The following is a 14,804-nucleotide window of genomic DNA, read 5'->3' as shown; positions in this document are numbered from 1 at the left end:
AAAAACGCAGCCCACGGCCCAATCACGCAGGCATTTGCGTGCGCAGTCGTTCTGTCATATTCAGTATCAGTTGATTGCAGATAGTAGCCAGCCCAACGCTAACTCCAATGAGGCTGCACTGTGTTCCAACGTCTTGTGTGTTCGCTGTCCGTTCTGAGCCTGTCCATCGCCGCTGCCCACGCTGCCGAGCCCGTCGCGCTTGACACGCCGCGCCTGAAAAGCATCGACAACTTCCGTGACGTCGCCGGCCTCACCACCGCCTATACCACGGCCCATGACGGCACGATGCGTGGCGGCGTGTTCTACCGTTCCAACGCGATCACGCCGTCGGCAGCGGATCTGGCGACGCTCAACAGCCTGGGCATCAAAGCCGTCTACGACCTGCGCACGCCGAGCGAAATCGCTGGCACCCCGGACACCCTGCTGACCGGCGCGACCTACCAGAACATCGACATCATCGGTAGCACCACCTCGGGTGCGAACATCACCACCGTGTCGTTCAAAAGCGCCGCCGACGCCATTGCGATGATGGAACAGACCAACCGTGCCTTCGTCAGCGACGCGGGGATGCGCGGCCAGTTCGGCAAGCTGTTCAACGAACTGGCCACCACCGACGGTGCGCAGCTGTTCCACTGCACCGCCGGCAAGGACCGCACTGGCTGGACCGCCGCCGTGTTGCAGAGCATCGCCGGGGTCGATAACGCGAGCATCATGGCCAACTATCTGGCGACCAATGACTACACCGCCGCCCGCGTCGCCGCGACTCTTAAAGCAATGCCGCCAAGCATGGCCTCGGTCTATGCGCCGTTGCTCGGCGTGCAGGCAAGCTATCTGCAGGCCGGGCTTGATGAAGTCACCGCCGAATACGGCAGCATGGACAACTACCTAAAACAAGGCCTCGGTCTGTCGCAGGCAACTATCTACGTGCTGCGCGGCAAACTGGTTGAGTACAACAGCCTGCCGGGTCAGGCCGGGTTGATCGGCAACGCCGCTGCCGGTGCCGAATTGTTGCGCGAGTTGCAGAACACCAGCCTGTCCGGCACCTACAGCGCCTACAACTACTACCTGCAATCGGCGATCGACGCCGGTACCCTCGGCGGTGTTGAATCCCAGGTCGGCGGTCAGGTTCACGCTGACGCCGCCAGCTACCTGCTGCGGCAGAATGCGCTGATCGAACAAGCCGCCGCGCCTTACGCCAGCGGCACCGATCTAAAAGTCGGCCAATACCGGTTGTGGACCACCGCGCTCGCCGGATACCTCGGCACCGACGGCTCGTCCCACGCCGAGAGCAGCAACGAACACAGCCAGGGCCTGATGGTCGGCATCACCCAGCGCTTCTCCGAACAACTCAGCGCGCGTGGCGGTTTCGGCTACAGCAAAGGCACCGTCGGCGGCGCGGGTGGCGAGGCCGATACCGACTTCACCTTCTTCAACCTCGGCGCGCGCTACGGCTTCACCAGCCTGGAACGCGGCTTGTTCGTCGACGCCAACGCCAGCGCCGGCTACGTCGATTACGACAGCAAACGCGAACTGGGCGGCGGCCTCGGCACCGCCAAGGGCGACACCCACGGCAACCTCACCGGCGCGACGCTGGCGCTGGGTTACCGCGCACCGGTCAACGGCATGATCCTCGAACCAAGCCTCGGCTTGCGCGTCAGCCACCTCGACCTCAAAGGCTTCAAAGAGAAGGGTAGCGAACTGTCCCTCGACGTCGACGACAACACCGCCACCCGCCGCAGCGCCGTCGCCAACCTCAACGTGGCGTTCGCCCCGGTCACGATGGGCGCCTGGCAACTGGTGCCGGGCGTACAAGTCGGCTACGAACGCACCCTGGGCAACAACGACGTCAACAGCCAGAGCCATCTGCTGGGCCTCGACATCGAACAGCGCGCCGCCTTCGACAACCGCGACCAGTTCAGCGGCGGCGTCAACCTGATGGCCAGCCTCGGCGCCGTCAGCGTCGGCGCGGAAGTCGGTGCCAGCGGCGGTGGTGACAGCCACGGTTTCAGTGGCAGCCTGAAGGCCAGTTACGCGTTCTAAAGAAGGGGAGGACTAACAGGTCAGGGATGACCTCAATCCTCAAGGCACCCCAAAAACAGAAGGTGCCCCCCGAACCTGTGGCGAGGGAGCTTGCTCCCGCTGGGCCGCGAAGCGGCCCTGAAAACAAGCCTTGTCAAACACACCCAACCAGCTCACCGACCTGACCATTCAGTTCCGCAGCCCTCCCACAACGCTCCCCAACGAACCCCACAAACTCCTCTGCAGGCATCGGCTTGGCAAACAACCACCCCTGCCCGAAATCCACGCCACGACTGCGCAAATAATCCAGCTGCGCCTCCGTCTCAATCCCTTCAGCCACCAGCTTCAGGCGCAAACTCTTGGCCATGTCGATGATATGCGCGGTCACCGAACTCGCCTCCGGATCACGCCCGATAGTGTCGACAAACGACTTATCGATCTTCAACACATCCAGCGGCAGCTGCTGCAAATGCTGCAGGCTGGAAAACCCGGTGCCGAAATCATCGATGGCCGCCAGATGCCCCAACTCGCGTGCCTGATTCACTGTCTGCCGCGCCGATTCGATCTGCACAAAACCGCGCTCCGTGGCCTCCAGCCAGATCTGGCTCGGCCACACATCAGCCTTGCTCATGGCCGACTTGAGCCGTGGCAGGAACCGCCCGCTGCTGATATCCGCCGCCGCCAGATTGATCGCCACATGCAGGCTGCGTTCTTTTACCAGCAGCGGCCCAAGATCCTGCATGACGTGATCGATCACCTGATCAGTGATCGGCAGAATCAGCCCACTCTGCTCAGCCAGCGGAATGAACAGATCGGGCCGCACCAGGCTGCCGTCCGGATGCCGCCAGCGCACCAGCGCTTCGGCCCCGACACAAGCGCCATCGCTCAAATCAATGATCGGCTGATAGTGCACGATGAACTCACGATTGCGCACCGCCAGTTCCAGCTCGGCCAGTGGCGACAGACGCTTGCGCGTACGCCGCACAATCACCAGCGCAAGCATCCCGGCAATCAACCCGCCGATCGGCAGCAACAGCATCTCCCGGCGCACCAGACCCAGCAGCAACTCATGGCGCGACACCGCCGCAATCGCCACCCAATCACCGCTGTGCACCCGCGTATACAGATAACCGTCCTCCAGCGCCGAAGCGGGGCCCAGGTGCACGCGACTCATGAAGCGCTCCGCCCCCGGCCGCGACACGCCGACCAGTTTCCCGGCAGCGGTGCCGACCATCAAATGCACATCGTCCTCAACCAACACCTGCAAAAACTGCTCAGGGTCGACCAGCACATTGAACGCCGCATACTGCAGCGCCATCATCGGCTTGGCCGGCACGATCCGCGCCTGCACGCCGAGCGACACGCGCACCCCGTCAGCGGTGACAAAATCTTCCTTCCACGGCGTCACCCGATGGCCCACCGGCCCCCACGAACCGCAGGCGTAAACCTCTTCCTCGACATAGCCGATCGACTTCACCGCAAACGTGTTGATGGTCAGCAGACGCATCTCGTCGATGCTCTCCGGCGTACACGGCGCAAGGCTCGACGCGGCGACGCTCTTCAGCACCCCGGCGGCTTCTTGGAAAGTACTGTTGGCGCGGCTGGACGCCACGCTGGCCAGCGATTCGAGACGTTGCTGCGCCGCTGCCAGGTTCAACACCCAGGCGACGTAACCCATCAAAAGTACTGGAAGCAAGACACACGGAAGGCCCAGGAGAATGCTCCCCCAGACAATGCGTTTTTTGTTCATTTGACGCCACCTTGGCCCACGGCCCGTGACGTGCGGCTGCACGGCTGTTAATCAGCGACCATAGATTAGCGCCGGCGCCATCGACCGGTCTTGCCGCAGATCAATACTCCTGCCGCCTACGCCTGTCAGCGTCGCGGGCGCGCGCCCGAGCGCAAATCCGCCGGACTCACCCCATACGCCTGCTGAAAATACTGACAAAACCGTCCGACATTACTGAAGCCAAAGCGCAACGCCACCTCCGTCACCGACGCCGAATGCCGCTGACCCAGCGCCTCGAAAGCCCGCTCCAATCGCACCTGCCGCTGATACGCCACAATCGACATCCCGACAAACCGCCGAAACCCATCCTGCAATGCGCGCTGACTGACATTGCTCAACCGCGCCAACTCAACCCCACTCACCAGTTGCTCCGGATGCGCCTGAATAAACTCCACCGCCAACTTCACATGCCGCGGCGCCACCCTCGGCGCCGGCTGGCGCAACGCCTCGGTCAAATTGTGCGGCCACGCCTCCAGCACCGCATCAATCAACATCTCGCGCAACCGCGACGGCATCAGCGTGCCGCTGTTGAGCAACAAATCAAACTCCGTCCCCGTCGCCAGATCGATCAACGCCTTGATCCCCTGAAACGCCGCCGAGTGCAGATCCACCGCCGGCTCAAACACAATCTTCTGCACAATCGGCCGCCCCAACAACGCCGCCAACCGCTCCGTGAGCTGCCCCCGATTCACCGAAATCCCGTGCTGCGCATGATTGTCGAGAAACCGCATCGAACGGATATCCGCCTTATCAATCGCCAACCCCACCTGGGCCATGCCGACGGACTCGGTGCGGTGGTTGAACACAATCTTGCCCGCCGTGGGAATCACGAACGTGATCTCATCCTGCGGGTCGGGGAAGGTGACAGTGAAATCGCCGTGGTAATGCATGCGCCGGAAACTGACGCCGTCGTGCCTGCCGTAGACGCCGCTGATGATGATGTTGGAGGGGATCGGCGGGGTGTCGGCGTAGCGATTGCCGAAGAGCCGGGAGAAGAGGGCGCCGAAGTCTTCGGAGTGGAGGTTTTCGGAGCGGAGGATGATTTTTTGGTGGGGGCTTGGGGACACCTTGGGGGGCACCTTGGGTTGGGGGCTCTTGGATAAGGGAGGCGGAGGGATGTTAGCAGTTTGGGGGTGACAGATTTGTGACCGAAAATGAGTCACTGGAAATAGGTACGCTTTCGGCCAAAAGCAGCCTTTCAGCCAAGTTTTGATCGGACTCAATTCCGCGGCTTTGAAAGTAATGCGTCGTAGCAGCAGTGGTTTCCCACCGAACGGGATAGAGGACATGATCAGATTCTGTCAGCTATTGCTGCTCGCAAATCTGTCCGTTTGATCGACACTCTTGTCAATTGCCCACTCGAGAAACCAGTCTATAGTCAATGCTGCATTCCGCACAGGTAGAAAGGTCAAGTCGATGTCAGCAGTCTTCTACGCTCGTAATGTTCCTGCGCCACCCTACGCGTTTCATGTTATGGCCAAGCCCAGCGGGGCTGATTGCAATCTGGATTGCGATTATTGCTTCTATCTAGAAAAGGCCGCGCTGTATCGTGACGAGCGTCGTCACCGAATGAATCTGGATGTGCTGGAAAGTTACGTCGCAAACTACATCGCTTCGCACACCGACCAGACCGAAGTAGCGTTCACTTGGCAGGGCGGCGAGCCAACACTGATGGGGTTGGAGTTCTACCAGCATGCGATAAGAATGCAGGCGGTTCATAGCGCTGGCCGCAAGATCACCAACAGCTTCCAGACCAATGGGTTATTGATCGACGACAAGTGGAGTCAATTTTTAGCCGAGCATGATTTTTTAGTGGGCTTGTCACTAGATGGTCCGGCCGATATTCACGATGAGTACCGTGTCACCTCCAGCGGTCATGCAAGCCATGCCTTGGTCCTGCGTGCCCTTGAGTCGCTGAAAAAATATAAGGTTCGTTTCAACATCCTCGCATGCGTCAACCGACGCAGCTCCCAGGATCCCCTCAGGGTGTACGAGTTCTTCCGTCAGCTCGGCGTCGAGTACATCCAGTTCATCCCCATCGTCGAAAGGCTTCCCGACGTGGCGGATGCCGCCATGGGTTTCACCTTGCACGGTCCGGACAGTGATCTGGTTTTGAGTGCTTCGCACAAGGCCGAACCAAATCTGACCTCCTGGTCTGTTGGCTCGGAAGACTACGGCACGTTTCTCAACGCGATCTTCGATGTCTGGATCAAGCGTGATGTGGGCCGGATTTACGTCATGAATTTCGAGTGGGCGCTTGCGAACTACATGGGCGAGCCCGGCGCGGCCTGTCACCACCAGCCCACCTGTGGCCGGGCGGTGGTCGTCGAGCATAACGGCGATGTTTTTTCCTGTGATCACTACGTGTATCCAAAATTCCGCTTGGGCAATCTCACCCAGCAGTCCCTGTCCACTTTGCTGCAATCCCCGGAGCAACAGAAGTTCGGCCAGGACAAGCTGACCTCACTCCCCAAGCAGTGCCAGCAGTGCAACATGTTGAAAGGGTGTTGGGGCGGCTGCCCAAAACATCGTTTCATCGAAACAGATGAAGGCGAACCGGGGCTCAACTATTTGTGTAAAGGCTACTACCAATTCTTTGCCCATACAGCGCCTTATCTGCGAGCCATGTCCGGATTGATTGCTCAAGGCCGTTCACCCAGCGAGATCGTGGGTGCCACGTTGATGATTACCAGGCTTGGCTGAGTTTTATCAGCTGATTGCCTGAGACTTTTGAATGCAAAGGGAGTTGATGCATGTCCAAACCGAGTAAACCGTCATTCATGCTGGCCACCGCGTTACTTGGCAGTGTCGGCTCGCTGACCGCCCAAGCCGCCCCCGCAACAGCGGGCGCCAGCCTGCCGCTGCCGACAGCACCGTTCGGTGGTACCGTCGGCGAAACCTACAAAACGTCCAAGTCCGACTTTCCGCAACCTGTGACCCCGCCCAAGGATGCACCGAATGTTTTGGTCATCCTGATCGACGATCTCGGGTTCGCCGGTACTTCGGCTTACGGCGGCCTGACGCCAACGCCCAACTTTGATCGACTGGCCGAGCAAGGCGTGCGTTACAACGAGATGCACAACACCGCGTTGTGCTCACCGACTCGCGCCGCATTATTGTCTGGGCGCAATCATCATCAGGTCGGGATGGGCGGCATCACTGAAGGCGCAACGGGGTTCCCGGGCTACAACAGCGTCTGGGAGGACAACAACGCCGCCATCGGTCAAGTGCTCAAAGATCACGGCTACACCACCGCTGCGTTCGGCAAGTGGCATGACACGCCGGACTGGGAGACCAGCTCGGCCGGGCCTTTTGATCGTTGGCCAACGGGCAAGGGCTTCGGTTATTTCTATGGTTTTCAGGGGGGCGAAACCAGTCAGTTCTACCCTCAGCTTTTTGAAAATACCGTGCCGGTAGAGCCGTCAAAAACTCCGGAACAGGGCTACAGCTTCAACGAAGACCTGGCCGATCACGCGATCAACTGGCTGCGCGAGCAACAATCAGTAGCCCCCAAAAAACCTTGGTTCGTCTACTACGCTCCCGGTGCCATGCATGCGCCGCATCAAGTTCCTGCGTCCTACATAGAACCGTTCAAAGGCCAGTTCGACATGGGCTGGGACAGCTATCGCGAGATGGTGTTTGCCCAACAGAAAAAACTGGGGATTGTTCCGGCTTCAGCCAAGCTCACCCCGCGCCCCGCAGAACTGCCGGCCTGGGACACGCTATCCGACGATCAAAAGCGCTTGTACAGTCGGCAGATGGAAGTCTTCGCCGGTTTTCTGACTCAGACTGATGAGCAAGTAGGGCGAGTACTGGATGCCGTGGCTAAAAGCCCGAATGCCGATAACACTCTGGTCATGCTGGCACTGGGTGACAACGGTGCCTCTGCCGAAGGCGGATTGAATGGCACGGTCAACAACATGGCCACGCAAAACGGTATCCCGGACAACGTGCCGAACATGCTGAAAGTCATCGACGAAATCGGCAGCCCCAAACATGAGAATCACTTCTCAGTGGGCTGGGCATGGGCTGTTGATACGCCGTTTCAGTGGACAAAGCAGGTGGCGAGTCACTTCGGCGGCACGCGCAGCGGTTTCACCGTCAGTTGGCCTGCCCGTATCAAGGCGCACGGCGAGGTGCGTGACCAGTGGCATCACATGATTGATGTGGCGCCGACCATCTACGAGGCGGCCGGTATCAAAATGCCGGAGACCGTCAACGGGCAGAAACAGGTTCCGCTGGCGGGTGTCAGCATGCTCTACAGCTTCAACGATGCCAAAGCGTCGACCCGGCACACCACCCAATATTTCGAAATCATGGGCAATCGCGCGATCTACCATGACGGCTGGGTAGCGGCCGCCCGCCACGGTTTGCCGTGGGAATTGCTGGGGCGCAAGGGTGACTTCGAGAACGACAAGTGGGAGCTTTACGATTTGAGCAAGGACTTCAGTCAGGCGGATGACCTGGCGGCGAAGAATCCGGCCAAACTCAAACAGCTTCAGGCGTTGTTCGAATCCGAGGCCAGGAAGTACAACGTACTGCCGCTGGACGACCGTTTTGTAGAGCGTGGGAATGTTCCCGACCGTCCAAGCCTTTCTCGCGGGCGTGATCAGTTCACGTTCTATCCTGGCACTGTGCGTGTGCCGGAAGGGACAGCGCCGAACGTCAAGGCTCGCTCTCACACGGTGACAGCCGTGTTTGAAGCCGACGCGAAAACCGAGGGCGTCATCGTCGCCCAAGGTGGCAGCGCGGGATACACGCTGTTCGTCAAGGACGGTTACCTGGTGTACGAGAACAACTTCTTTGGCAAGGAGCGCGACCAGATCAAATCCCCGGAAAAACTGCCTGCCGGTAAGGTGGTCGCCGAATTCCAGTACACGCATGAAGACAAGACCTTTGGCGGTGGCGGTACTGGTGTGCTGCTGATCAATGGCAAGGAGGTCGGACGGGCCCATTTTGCCCACGTGCCGCCGATCCGCTACAGCGCAACCGAGACCTTCGACATTGGTCGCGATACTGGCGAAGCAGTCTCCAACGATTACGAGGGGCCGTTCCCATTTACCGGCGCTCTCGAAAAAGTGGACATCAACATCCAGCCACAGCAGTTAAGTGCAGAGGCTCAAGAAAAAACTAAAAAGCTGGAACGTGACGCAGCCATCGCTACGCAATAAGGAGCAGCTATACCGGAGCCTGAGTCAGGCTTCGGTTTGTTCCGTTATTTCTAAATGCGGATGGCAGTTTCTGGCCGAAAGCAGTCGATTCTCGCGTTTCGGTTTCTGGCAGATCCCTCCTTGGGCGCTCACCATAGAGCGCCAAGGAGAGAGCGTTCGTTATGCCATCGGCACAACATTATCCAACGCCTGATTCACCGCCAATTCCCCCAGCATCACCACCTGCGCAATGCCCAGCAGCGTCTTGCGAATCGGCCCCTCAACCAGCGCCGCGACATCCCCCAACATCACCGTCGCCGAACCCAGTGATTCACTGGCGTTCGCCAATAATTCCTCGGTGGCAATTTTGGGGTTGGCGAGGAACATGGCGTTGGGTGTGTAGGGCGTGGCCATGATTTGGCTGGCGGGGTTCAGGTAGTGGTCGAGGGCGCGTTCGGCGGCTTCGCTGAGTTTTCGGGAATCGGGGGATTCGTAGGGGGAGACCGTTTCGGTTTCGGGTGGGTTTGGTGTGACCTTGAACATAGTGACGCTCCATATGTGGCTAAGGGAACCATCACATTCGCTACCAAACGAGGGTGGTGGCCATTACGAAGGTTGGTAGACCGGCACACATGGAAAAACCGGCGCGCTCGAAAGCGCCCTGCGCATGGCCACCATAAAACACAGGCGCCAGAAAGCATCTGCGTAAGGTGACGTTTTGCGCCATGTGTGAAACCGGGCTACCAAACCCGATCGCTGCTTTTCAGCGACCGACCCACGATAGAACCCGCACCCTGGGCGCACAAGCCGGCGGATTCTGGCGTAGTCGTAGGCAATGGCGCAAGGCGTTGTAGCCTTGGGGACGTAACACCGGGTGTCATATAAACAACTCTGTTTAAACGCGTCATCGCGCGCCATTGGTAGGGTCGCCCTCGGCCAGCATGTGTTTCATGTATTCGCGTTCTGGCGCGCCGGGCAGGACGCCGGTGGTGATAGCTTCGAGCACGGTGATGTGTTGTTCGTTGAAGACGCTGACTTCGGCTGTTGCGTGGCCTCGCTCGTCGATGCTGGTGATGAGCCAGTGGCAGGTGATGGTTTCGCCGGGATAGACGGGGCGCTTGAACTGGAGGTTCATGCCGGTGGCGAGCCAGCCGATCTGGCCGCCGATTTCGGTCATCAGGCTGGCCGTGAGCAGGCCGTGGGTGATCGGCGCTTTGAATGCTCGCAGTTGCGCATAGTGCGCGTCGCAGTGGACGGGGTTGTAGTCGCGGGACAGTTGCGCGAAGTGATGGACGTCGTCGGGTGTGAAACGGCGGACGACGTTGAAGCGGTCGCCCACCTTGAGGCCTTCGGCGGCGCGTTGTCTCGGGGTTTGCATGGGGGCCTCCTGCTGCTGGCGGTTGGTTAAAAGGTGTGTTCGGGGCCGGGGAAGGTGCCGGCCTGTACGTCGTCGGCGAAGTCTCTGGCCGCCGTTTGCAGGACGCTGCGCAGGTCGGCGTACTGTTTGACGAAGCGCGGCAGACGTCCCTGGCGCAGGCCGGCCATGTCTTGCCAGACCAGCACTTGCGCGTCGCACTGATTGCCGGCGCCGATGCCCACAGTGGGGATCGCCACCGCTTGAGTGATCGCTGCGCCAACGTCGCCGGGCACCATTTCGATCAGCAGGGCGAACGCGCCGGCGGCTTCCAGCGCTTTGGCGCTGTCGATCAGGCGCTGCCCGTCTTCGCCCCGACCTTGTACACGATAGCCGCCCAATTGATGTTCCATCTGCGGGGTGAAACCGATGTGGGCCATGACCGGGATGCCCGAGACGCTGAGCTTGGCGATGTGTGGCAGCAATTCGACACCGCCCTCGATCTTCACCGCATGGGCGCCAGCCTCCTTCATGAAACGCACGGCGGTTTGCAGGCATTGTTCGGGTGAAACCTGGTACGAGCCGAAGGGCAGGTCGGCGATGACCAAGGCCCGCCGGGTTGATCGGGTGACGGCGCGCACCAGCGGGAGCAGTTCGTCGACGGTCACGGCCAAGGTCGAGTCGTTGCCAAACACGTTGTTGGACGCTGAGTCGCCGACCAGCAGGACGGGAATGCCGGCGTCCTCGAAAATTACTGCGCTGTACATGTCGTACGCGGTCAGCATCGCCCATTTGCGCCCTTCGACTTTCATCTGTTTGAGCTGCGGGATGCGCAGACGTGTTGCCGGCTTGGTTAGGGCAGTGGTGTCGTAGGGTGAGGTGTGTTCGGTCATTGGCAGATCTCGTCAGGAGGAAGAATCAGGCGTGCAGCTGTTCGATCAGCAGCCCCAGCGCAATCGCAATCATGATCAGCCCTGAAACTCGACTGACCCTGCGTGCCGCTGCAGGCCGGGCGCGCAGTACCACCTGTGAGCCAAACCCGACCAGCAGATAGATCACCGCGCAACTGGCGGTATGCACCAGGCCGAGCGCGACCATTTGCAGCGGCACGGGCCACGGCGCGCCGGCGTCGGTGAATTGCGGCAACAGGGCGAGAAACAGCAAGAACACTTTCGGGTTGAGCCCGCTCACGCAAAGACCCTTCAAGGCCCAGCGCGCCCATGAGTCGCTGGTCTGGCTCGCTGCGGCGTGCGGAGTGGAAGGGCGGGCGAACAGATTGGCGCCCAGCCACAGCAGGTAACCGGCGCCGGCTACGGTCAGTGCTGTCAGGGCCAGCGGATGTCCGGCGATCAGCGTGCCTACCCCGGCCGCCACAATCAGCGTCGCGAGTAAGTGCCCGGACAGCAGACCGCCCACGGCGGGGAGTACGACGCGGTGCTTCAAGCCTGCGGAAATCGCGTAGGCCCAGTCGGCGCCGGGGGTGATCACAAACAGAATCGATACCGCCCAGAAAGCGGCGAATACGCTGAAGGTCATGGCGTCACCCATGGCCGTTGACGTGGCGTTGCTTTGCTCATGTTGGTTTTCCATCAATCAAGTGCCGCGCCGGTTGCAGCGGTGCGGCAGTTTTTGGTTGAGGGAGAATAAGCAAACTCGGCTAGAATATTTTTCCAAAGATGGTCGTCATGGCGCATCAGATTAGAAGGTTTTATTGCGTGGACAGAACTGATCGGAAGATTCTTGCTGAGCTGCAAAAGGATGGTCGGCTGTCGGTCACCGAACTGGCCGATCGCGTGGGCCTGAGCCTTTCACCCTGCCACCGCCGCGTGCGGGCGCTGGAAGAGTCCGGGGTGCTGCTCGGCTACCGGGCAAAACTCGACCCCGCCGCGCTGGGCCTGAACTTTTCCGCGATGGTCTTCGCCACGTTGCGCGAAGGCGACCGGCAAGCGGTGGAGGCGTTCGAGGCGGCGCTGGTGGAGATTCCGCAGGTGGTGGATGCGCAACGGTTGTTCGGCGAACCGGATTATTTGCTGCACGTCATCGCTCAGGATTTGCCAGCGTTTCAGCGCCTGTATGACGAGTGCCTTTCGACTTTGCCGAATGTGCAGCGGCTGACCTCGACGCTGGTGATGAAGCGCGTGGTGCAGGATCGACCGTTGCCGTTGTAAACAGAGTGATACGATCGGGGCGTGCCTCCCACGCCACAGAGCAGAATCGTCCACCATGAAACCCAGTTTCGAAAAAATCCCCACCGAAGCCACTGCCTCCTGGACGCTGCTGAACCGGCGCCTGCCAGGGGCAATTCCGTTTGAGTGGCACCACCACCCCGAGTACGAACTGACGCTGACCTTGAACAGTCGTGGCCATCGCTATATCGGCAATGACGTCGCGGCTTACGATGACGGCGATCTGATTCTGGTCGGGCCGAATGTGCCGCATAGCTGGTCGTCGGCGGAGCGGGTCGACGCCGGGCAACCGCATGTGGCGTTGGTGATCTGGTTTTCGGCGGCGTGGGCGGAGTCGCTGGTGACGTTGTTTCCGGAGATGGGGTCGCTGCGGCAATTGCTTGTGGCGGCGCGGCAGGCATTGAGTTTCAGTGCGGCGGCGTCGCGGGAGATTCGGCCGCTGATTGAGGCGATGGTCGAGCAGGAGCTGCCCGAGCGTTTGATCGCGCTGCTGACCGTGTTGAGCAAACTGACACGGGACGTTGATGCCAGGCAAATCCTGTCGGCGCCGGACTCTCAGATTGGCAGTCAGATCGTTGAGGATCCCCGTATACATCGGGTTCTGGATTACGTGCATGGACACTACGCCGAAGCCATCAGCATTCCGGCGTTGGCCGAGATGGCGTGCGTCAGCGTGTCGGCGTTTCATCGAATGTTCCGTCGGCATACGCGCTGCACGGCGTTGGACTACATCGTACGGCTAAAAGTCGGACACGCCTGTGCGTTGTTGATGCAGGGGAATACGACGGTTTCGCTGATTGCCGAAGAGGTAGGGTACTCGTCGCTGGCGCTGTTCAATCGGCAGTTCAAGGCGTTGAAGGGGCTGACGCCTTCGGAGTTTCGTCGTCAGCACGGTCATCACTTTCAGTAAGCAGCGCGCCGCTACAACGCCACAATCGTATTACTCGACGCGGCAATTCAGGCTGCCGCCGCCACCATCGGAAGTGGTCCCATACCTGCACCAACAACAAGGTCTGCAGGTCCCCCGATGAGCAAATACCAGGCATTCGAGAGCGCAACGCTTCCGGAGAGTTACCGCGACAGTATCGTCAAAATGAAACGCACCTTGCGCGCGCAGATCGGCGATGTGCAGGGGCTGTTCGCCGAGGTCAGTGAGTTTATTGCCGGCGAGATTGCGTCGGTCAAAGCCCAGGAGGCGCAGACCGGGTCGGGCTGGCCGGTGCTGGAGTTCGCTGATATCGCCGCTGGCACAGTGACTGCCGAGCAGTTGGCTTTGATCAAGCGTCGCGGTTGCGTGGTGATCCGCAATCACTTCCCCCGCGAGCAGGTGCTGCAGTGGGACCAGGGCTTGCTGGATTACCTCGACAGGAACCGGTTCGATGCGGTTTACCGTGGGCCGGTCGATCAGTTTTTCGGCAATCTCGAGGCGTCGCGGCCGGAGATTTTTCCGATCTACTGGTCGGCGGCGCAAATGCAGTTGCGTCAGCATGAGCGGATGGGCACGGCGCAGGCGTTTCTCAATCGGTTGTGGAAGACTCATTCGCACGGTCAGGAGTGGTTCAATCCGGACATCAACGCGCTGTATCCGGATCGGGTACGTCGGCGTCCGCCGGGCACGCACTCGAAAGGCCTTGGCCCGCACACCGATTCCGGGGCGCTGGAGCGCTGGCTGCATCCGGCGTATCTGAAAGTCTTCGACAAAATCTACAGCAACGACTTCGCGGCCTACGACCCGTGGGATGCGGCGTTTCGTACCGAGGTGGATGAATACGCCTACAAGGACACGGTGAAGTGTTCGGCGTTTCGCACGTTTCAGGGCTGGACTGCGCTGTCGGATATGCAGGCCGATCAAGGCGTGCTGCACACCTTGCCGGTCCCCAAGGCGATGGCGTACCTGCTGCTGCGGCCGCTGCTCGATGACGTGCCAGAAGACGAATTGTGTGGAGTGGCGCCGGGCAAGGTGCTGCCGGTGTCGCGGCAATGGCATCCGCTGCTGATCGAGGGGCTAAGTCCGATTCCGGATGTGCAGGCCGGCGATTCGGTGTGGTGGCATTGCGATGTAATCCATAGCGTCGCGCCGGTGCAGAACCAGCAGGGCTGGGGCAACGTGATGTACGTGCCGGCGGCGCCGATGTGTGCGAAGAATCTGCGCTATGCGCGGGATGTGTTCAGGGCGTTTGCGCAGGGTGCTTCGCCGGATGATTTTCCGCGGGAGGATTATGAGCGGGCGTGGGTGGAGCGTTTTGCTGTGGAGAGTCTGAATTCGATGGGGCGCGCGGGACTTGGGCTGGAGTGAGACCACGTAA

At 60.3% G+C, this 14,804-nt stretch carries 12 protein-coding genes; 6 read left to right on the top strand and 6 right to left on the bottom strand.

All coding sequences use genetic code 11. The features are described 5' to 3' along the window. Positions 1 to 120: 120 nt before the first annotated feature. Complete coding sequence (locus tag NTD85_RS03620; RefSeq protein ID WP_262141450.1) at positions 121 to 2,040, top strand: tyrosine-protein phosphatase; 1,920 nt, start codon at positions 121 to 123, stop codon at positions 2,038 to 2,040. A gap of 133 nt (positions 2,041 to 2,173) precedes the next feature. On the opposite strand, the gene NTD85_RS03615 is transcribed toward NTD85_RS03620, so the two are convergent. Continuing rightward, positions 2,174 to 3,697, bottom strand: coding sequence for an EAL domain-containing protein (locus NTD85_RS03615; protein WP_262141449.1), 1,524 nt, complete (start codon positions 3,695 to 3,697; stop codon positions 2,174 to 2,176). Between the two features lie 197 nt (positions 3,698 to 3,894). Further along, on the bottom strand, positions 3,895 to 4,875 hold the full coding sequence (locus NTD85_RS03610) for an AraC family transcriptional regulator (protein ID WP_262141451.1): 981 nt from the start codon (positions 4,873 to 4,875) through the stop codon (positions 3,895 to 3,897). Positions 4,876 to 5,224: 349 nt separating this feature from the next. Here NTD85_RS03610 and NTD85_RS03605 point away from each other — a divergent pair, with 349 nt between their 5' ends. Together NTD85_RS03605 and NTD85_RS03600 are read left to right on the top strand one after the other, a co-directional pair. Next, entirely contained in the window at positions 5,225 to 6,511 is a 1,287-nt protein-coding gene (locus tag NTD85_RS03605; RefSeq protein ID WP_262141448.1) for an anaerobic sulfatase maturase, read from the top strand. A 50-nt stretch (positions 6,512 to 6,561) separates the two neighbouring features. Further along, positions 6,562 to 8,979 carry an arylsulfatase gene (locus tag NTD85_RS03600; protein ID WP_262141447.1) on the top strand — a complete coding sequence of 806 codons (2,418 nt, stop codon included), beginning with the start codon at positions 6,562 to 6,564 and terminating at the stop codon, positions 8,977 to 8,979. A gap of 159 nt (positions 8,980 to 9,138) precedes the next feature. On the opposite strand, the gene NTD85_RS03595 is transcribed toward NTD85_RS03600, so the two are convergent. The 4 genes from NTD85_RS03595 to NTD85_RS03580 form a co-directional block, all read right to left on the bottom strand. Beyond that, the gene (locus tag NTD85_RS03595; RefSeq protein WP_123588099.1) at positions 9,139 to 9,501 is read right to left on the bottom strand and encodes a DUF6124 family protein; all 363 of its coding nucleotides are present in this window, start codon (positions 9,499 to 9,501) and stop codon (positions 9,139 to 9,141) included. A 361-nt stretch (positions 9,502 to 9,862) separates the two neighbouring features. Beyond that, complete coding sequence (locus NTD85_RS03590; RefSeq protein WP_098968367.1) at positions 9,863 to 10,336, bottom strand: MaoC family dehydratase; 474 nt, start codon at positions 10,334 to 10,336, stop codon at positions 9,863 to 9,865. 26 nt (positions 10,337 to 10,362) lie between these two features. Then, positions 10,363 to 11,205 carry a 3-methyl-2-oxobutanoate hydroxymethyltransferase gene (gene panB, locus NTD85_RS03585; protein ID WP_003224363.1) on the bottom strand — a complete coding sequence of 281 codons (843 nt, stop codon included), beginning with the start codon at positions 11,203 to 11,205 and terminating at the stop codon, positions 10,363 to 10,365. A gap of 25 nt (positions 11,206 to 11,230) precedes the next feature. Then, positions 11,231 to 11,848 carry a LysE family translocator gene (locus tag NTD85_RS03580; protein WP_098968506.1) on the bottom strand — a complete coding sequence of 206 codons (618 nt, stop codon included), beginning with the start codon at positions 11,846 to 11,848 and terminating at the stop codon, positions 11,231 to 11,233. 179 nt (positions 11,849 to 12,027) lie between these two features. Here NTD85_RS03580 and NTD85_RS03575 point away from each other — a divergent pair, with 179 nt between their 5' ends. The 3 genes from NTD85_RS03575 (at position 12,028) to NTD85_RS03565 (ending at position 14,794) form a co-directional block, all read left to right on the top strand. Then, positions 12,028 to 12,480, top strand: coding sequence for an Lrp/AsnC family transcriptional regulator (locus NTD85_RS03575; RefSeq protein WP_045122414.1), 453 nt, complete (start codon positions 12,028 to 12,030; stop codon positions 12,478 to 12,480). 55 nt (positions 12,481 to 12,535) lie between these two features. After that, positions 12,536 to 13,408, top strand: a complete 873-nt coding sequence (locus tag NTD85_RS03570; RefSeq protein ID WP_262141446.1) for a helix-turn-helix domain-containing protein — start codon at positions 12,536 to 12,538, stop codon at positions 13,406 to 13,408. Positions 13,409 to 13,525: 117 nt separating this feature from the next. After that, positions 13,526 to 14,794: a DUF1479 domain-containing protein gene (locus tag NTD85_RS03565; protein ID WP_262141445.1), complete on the top strand. Its 1,269-nt coding sequence runs from the start codon at positions 13,526 to 13,528 to the stop codon at positions 14,792 to 14,794. Positions 14,795 to 14,804: the final 10 nt, after the last annotated feature.

Source organism: Pseudomonas sp. 13B_3.2_Bac1 (assembly GCF_025466205.1).
In the GTDB taxonomy this organism is placed as follows: Bacteria; Pseudomonadota; Gammaproteobacteria; order Pseudomonadales; family Pseudomonadaceae; genus Aquipseudomonas; species Aquipseudomonas fluorescens_H.
Note: the sequence above shows the minus strand (reverse complement) of the source record. Positions and strands in the feature narration are given on the sequence as shown.

Bases quoted from the DNA above. Each gene is read 5' to 3' on its own strand.
- NTD85_RS03590 (WP_098968367.1), bottom strand. From the start codon at position 10,336: ATGCAAACCCCGAGACAACGCGCCGCCGAAGGCCTCAAGGTGGGCGAC.
- NTD85_RS03570 (WP_262141446.1), top strand. From the start codon at position 12,536: ATGAAACCCAGTTTCGAAAAAATCCCCACCGAAGCCACTGCCTCCTGG.
- NTD85_RS03605 (WP_262141448.1), top strand. From the start codon at position 5,225: ATGTCAGCAGTCTTCTACGCTCGTAATGTTCCTGCGCCACCCTACGCG.
- NTD85_RS03600 (WP_262141447.1), top strand. From the start codon at position 6,562: ATGTCCAAACCGAGTAAACCGTCATTCATGCTGGCCACCGCGTTACTT.
- panB (WP_003224363.1), bottom strand. From the start codon at position 11,205: ATGACCGAACACACCTCACCCTACGACACCACTGCCCTAACCAAGCCG.
- NTD85_RS03565 (WP_262141445.1), top strand. From the start codon at position 13,526: ATGAGCAAATACCAGGCATTCGAGAGCGCAACGCTTCCGGAGAGTTAC.
- NTD85_RS03615 (WP_262141449.1), bottom strand. From the start codon at position 3,697: ATGGGTTACGTCGCCTGGGTGTTGAACCTGGCAGCGGCGCAGCAACGT.
- NTD85_RS03595 (WP_123588099.1), bottom strand. From the start codon at position 9,501: ATGTTCAAGGTCACACCAAACCCACCCGAAACCGAAACGGTCTCCCCC.
- NTD85_RS03580 (WP_098968506.1), bottom strand. From the start codon at position 11,848: ATGACCTTCAGCGTATTCGCCGCTTTCTGGGCGGTATCGATTCTGTTT.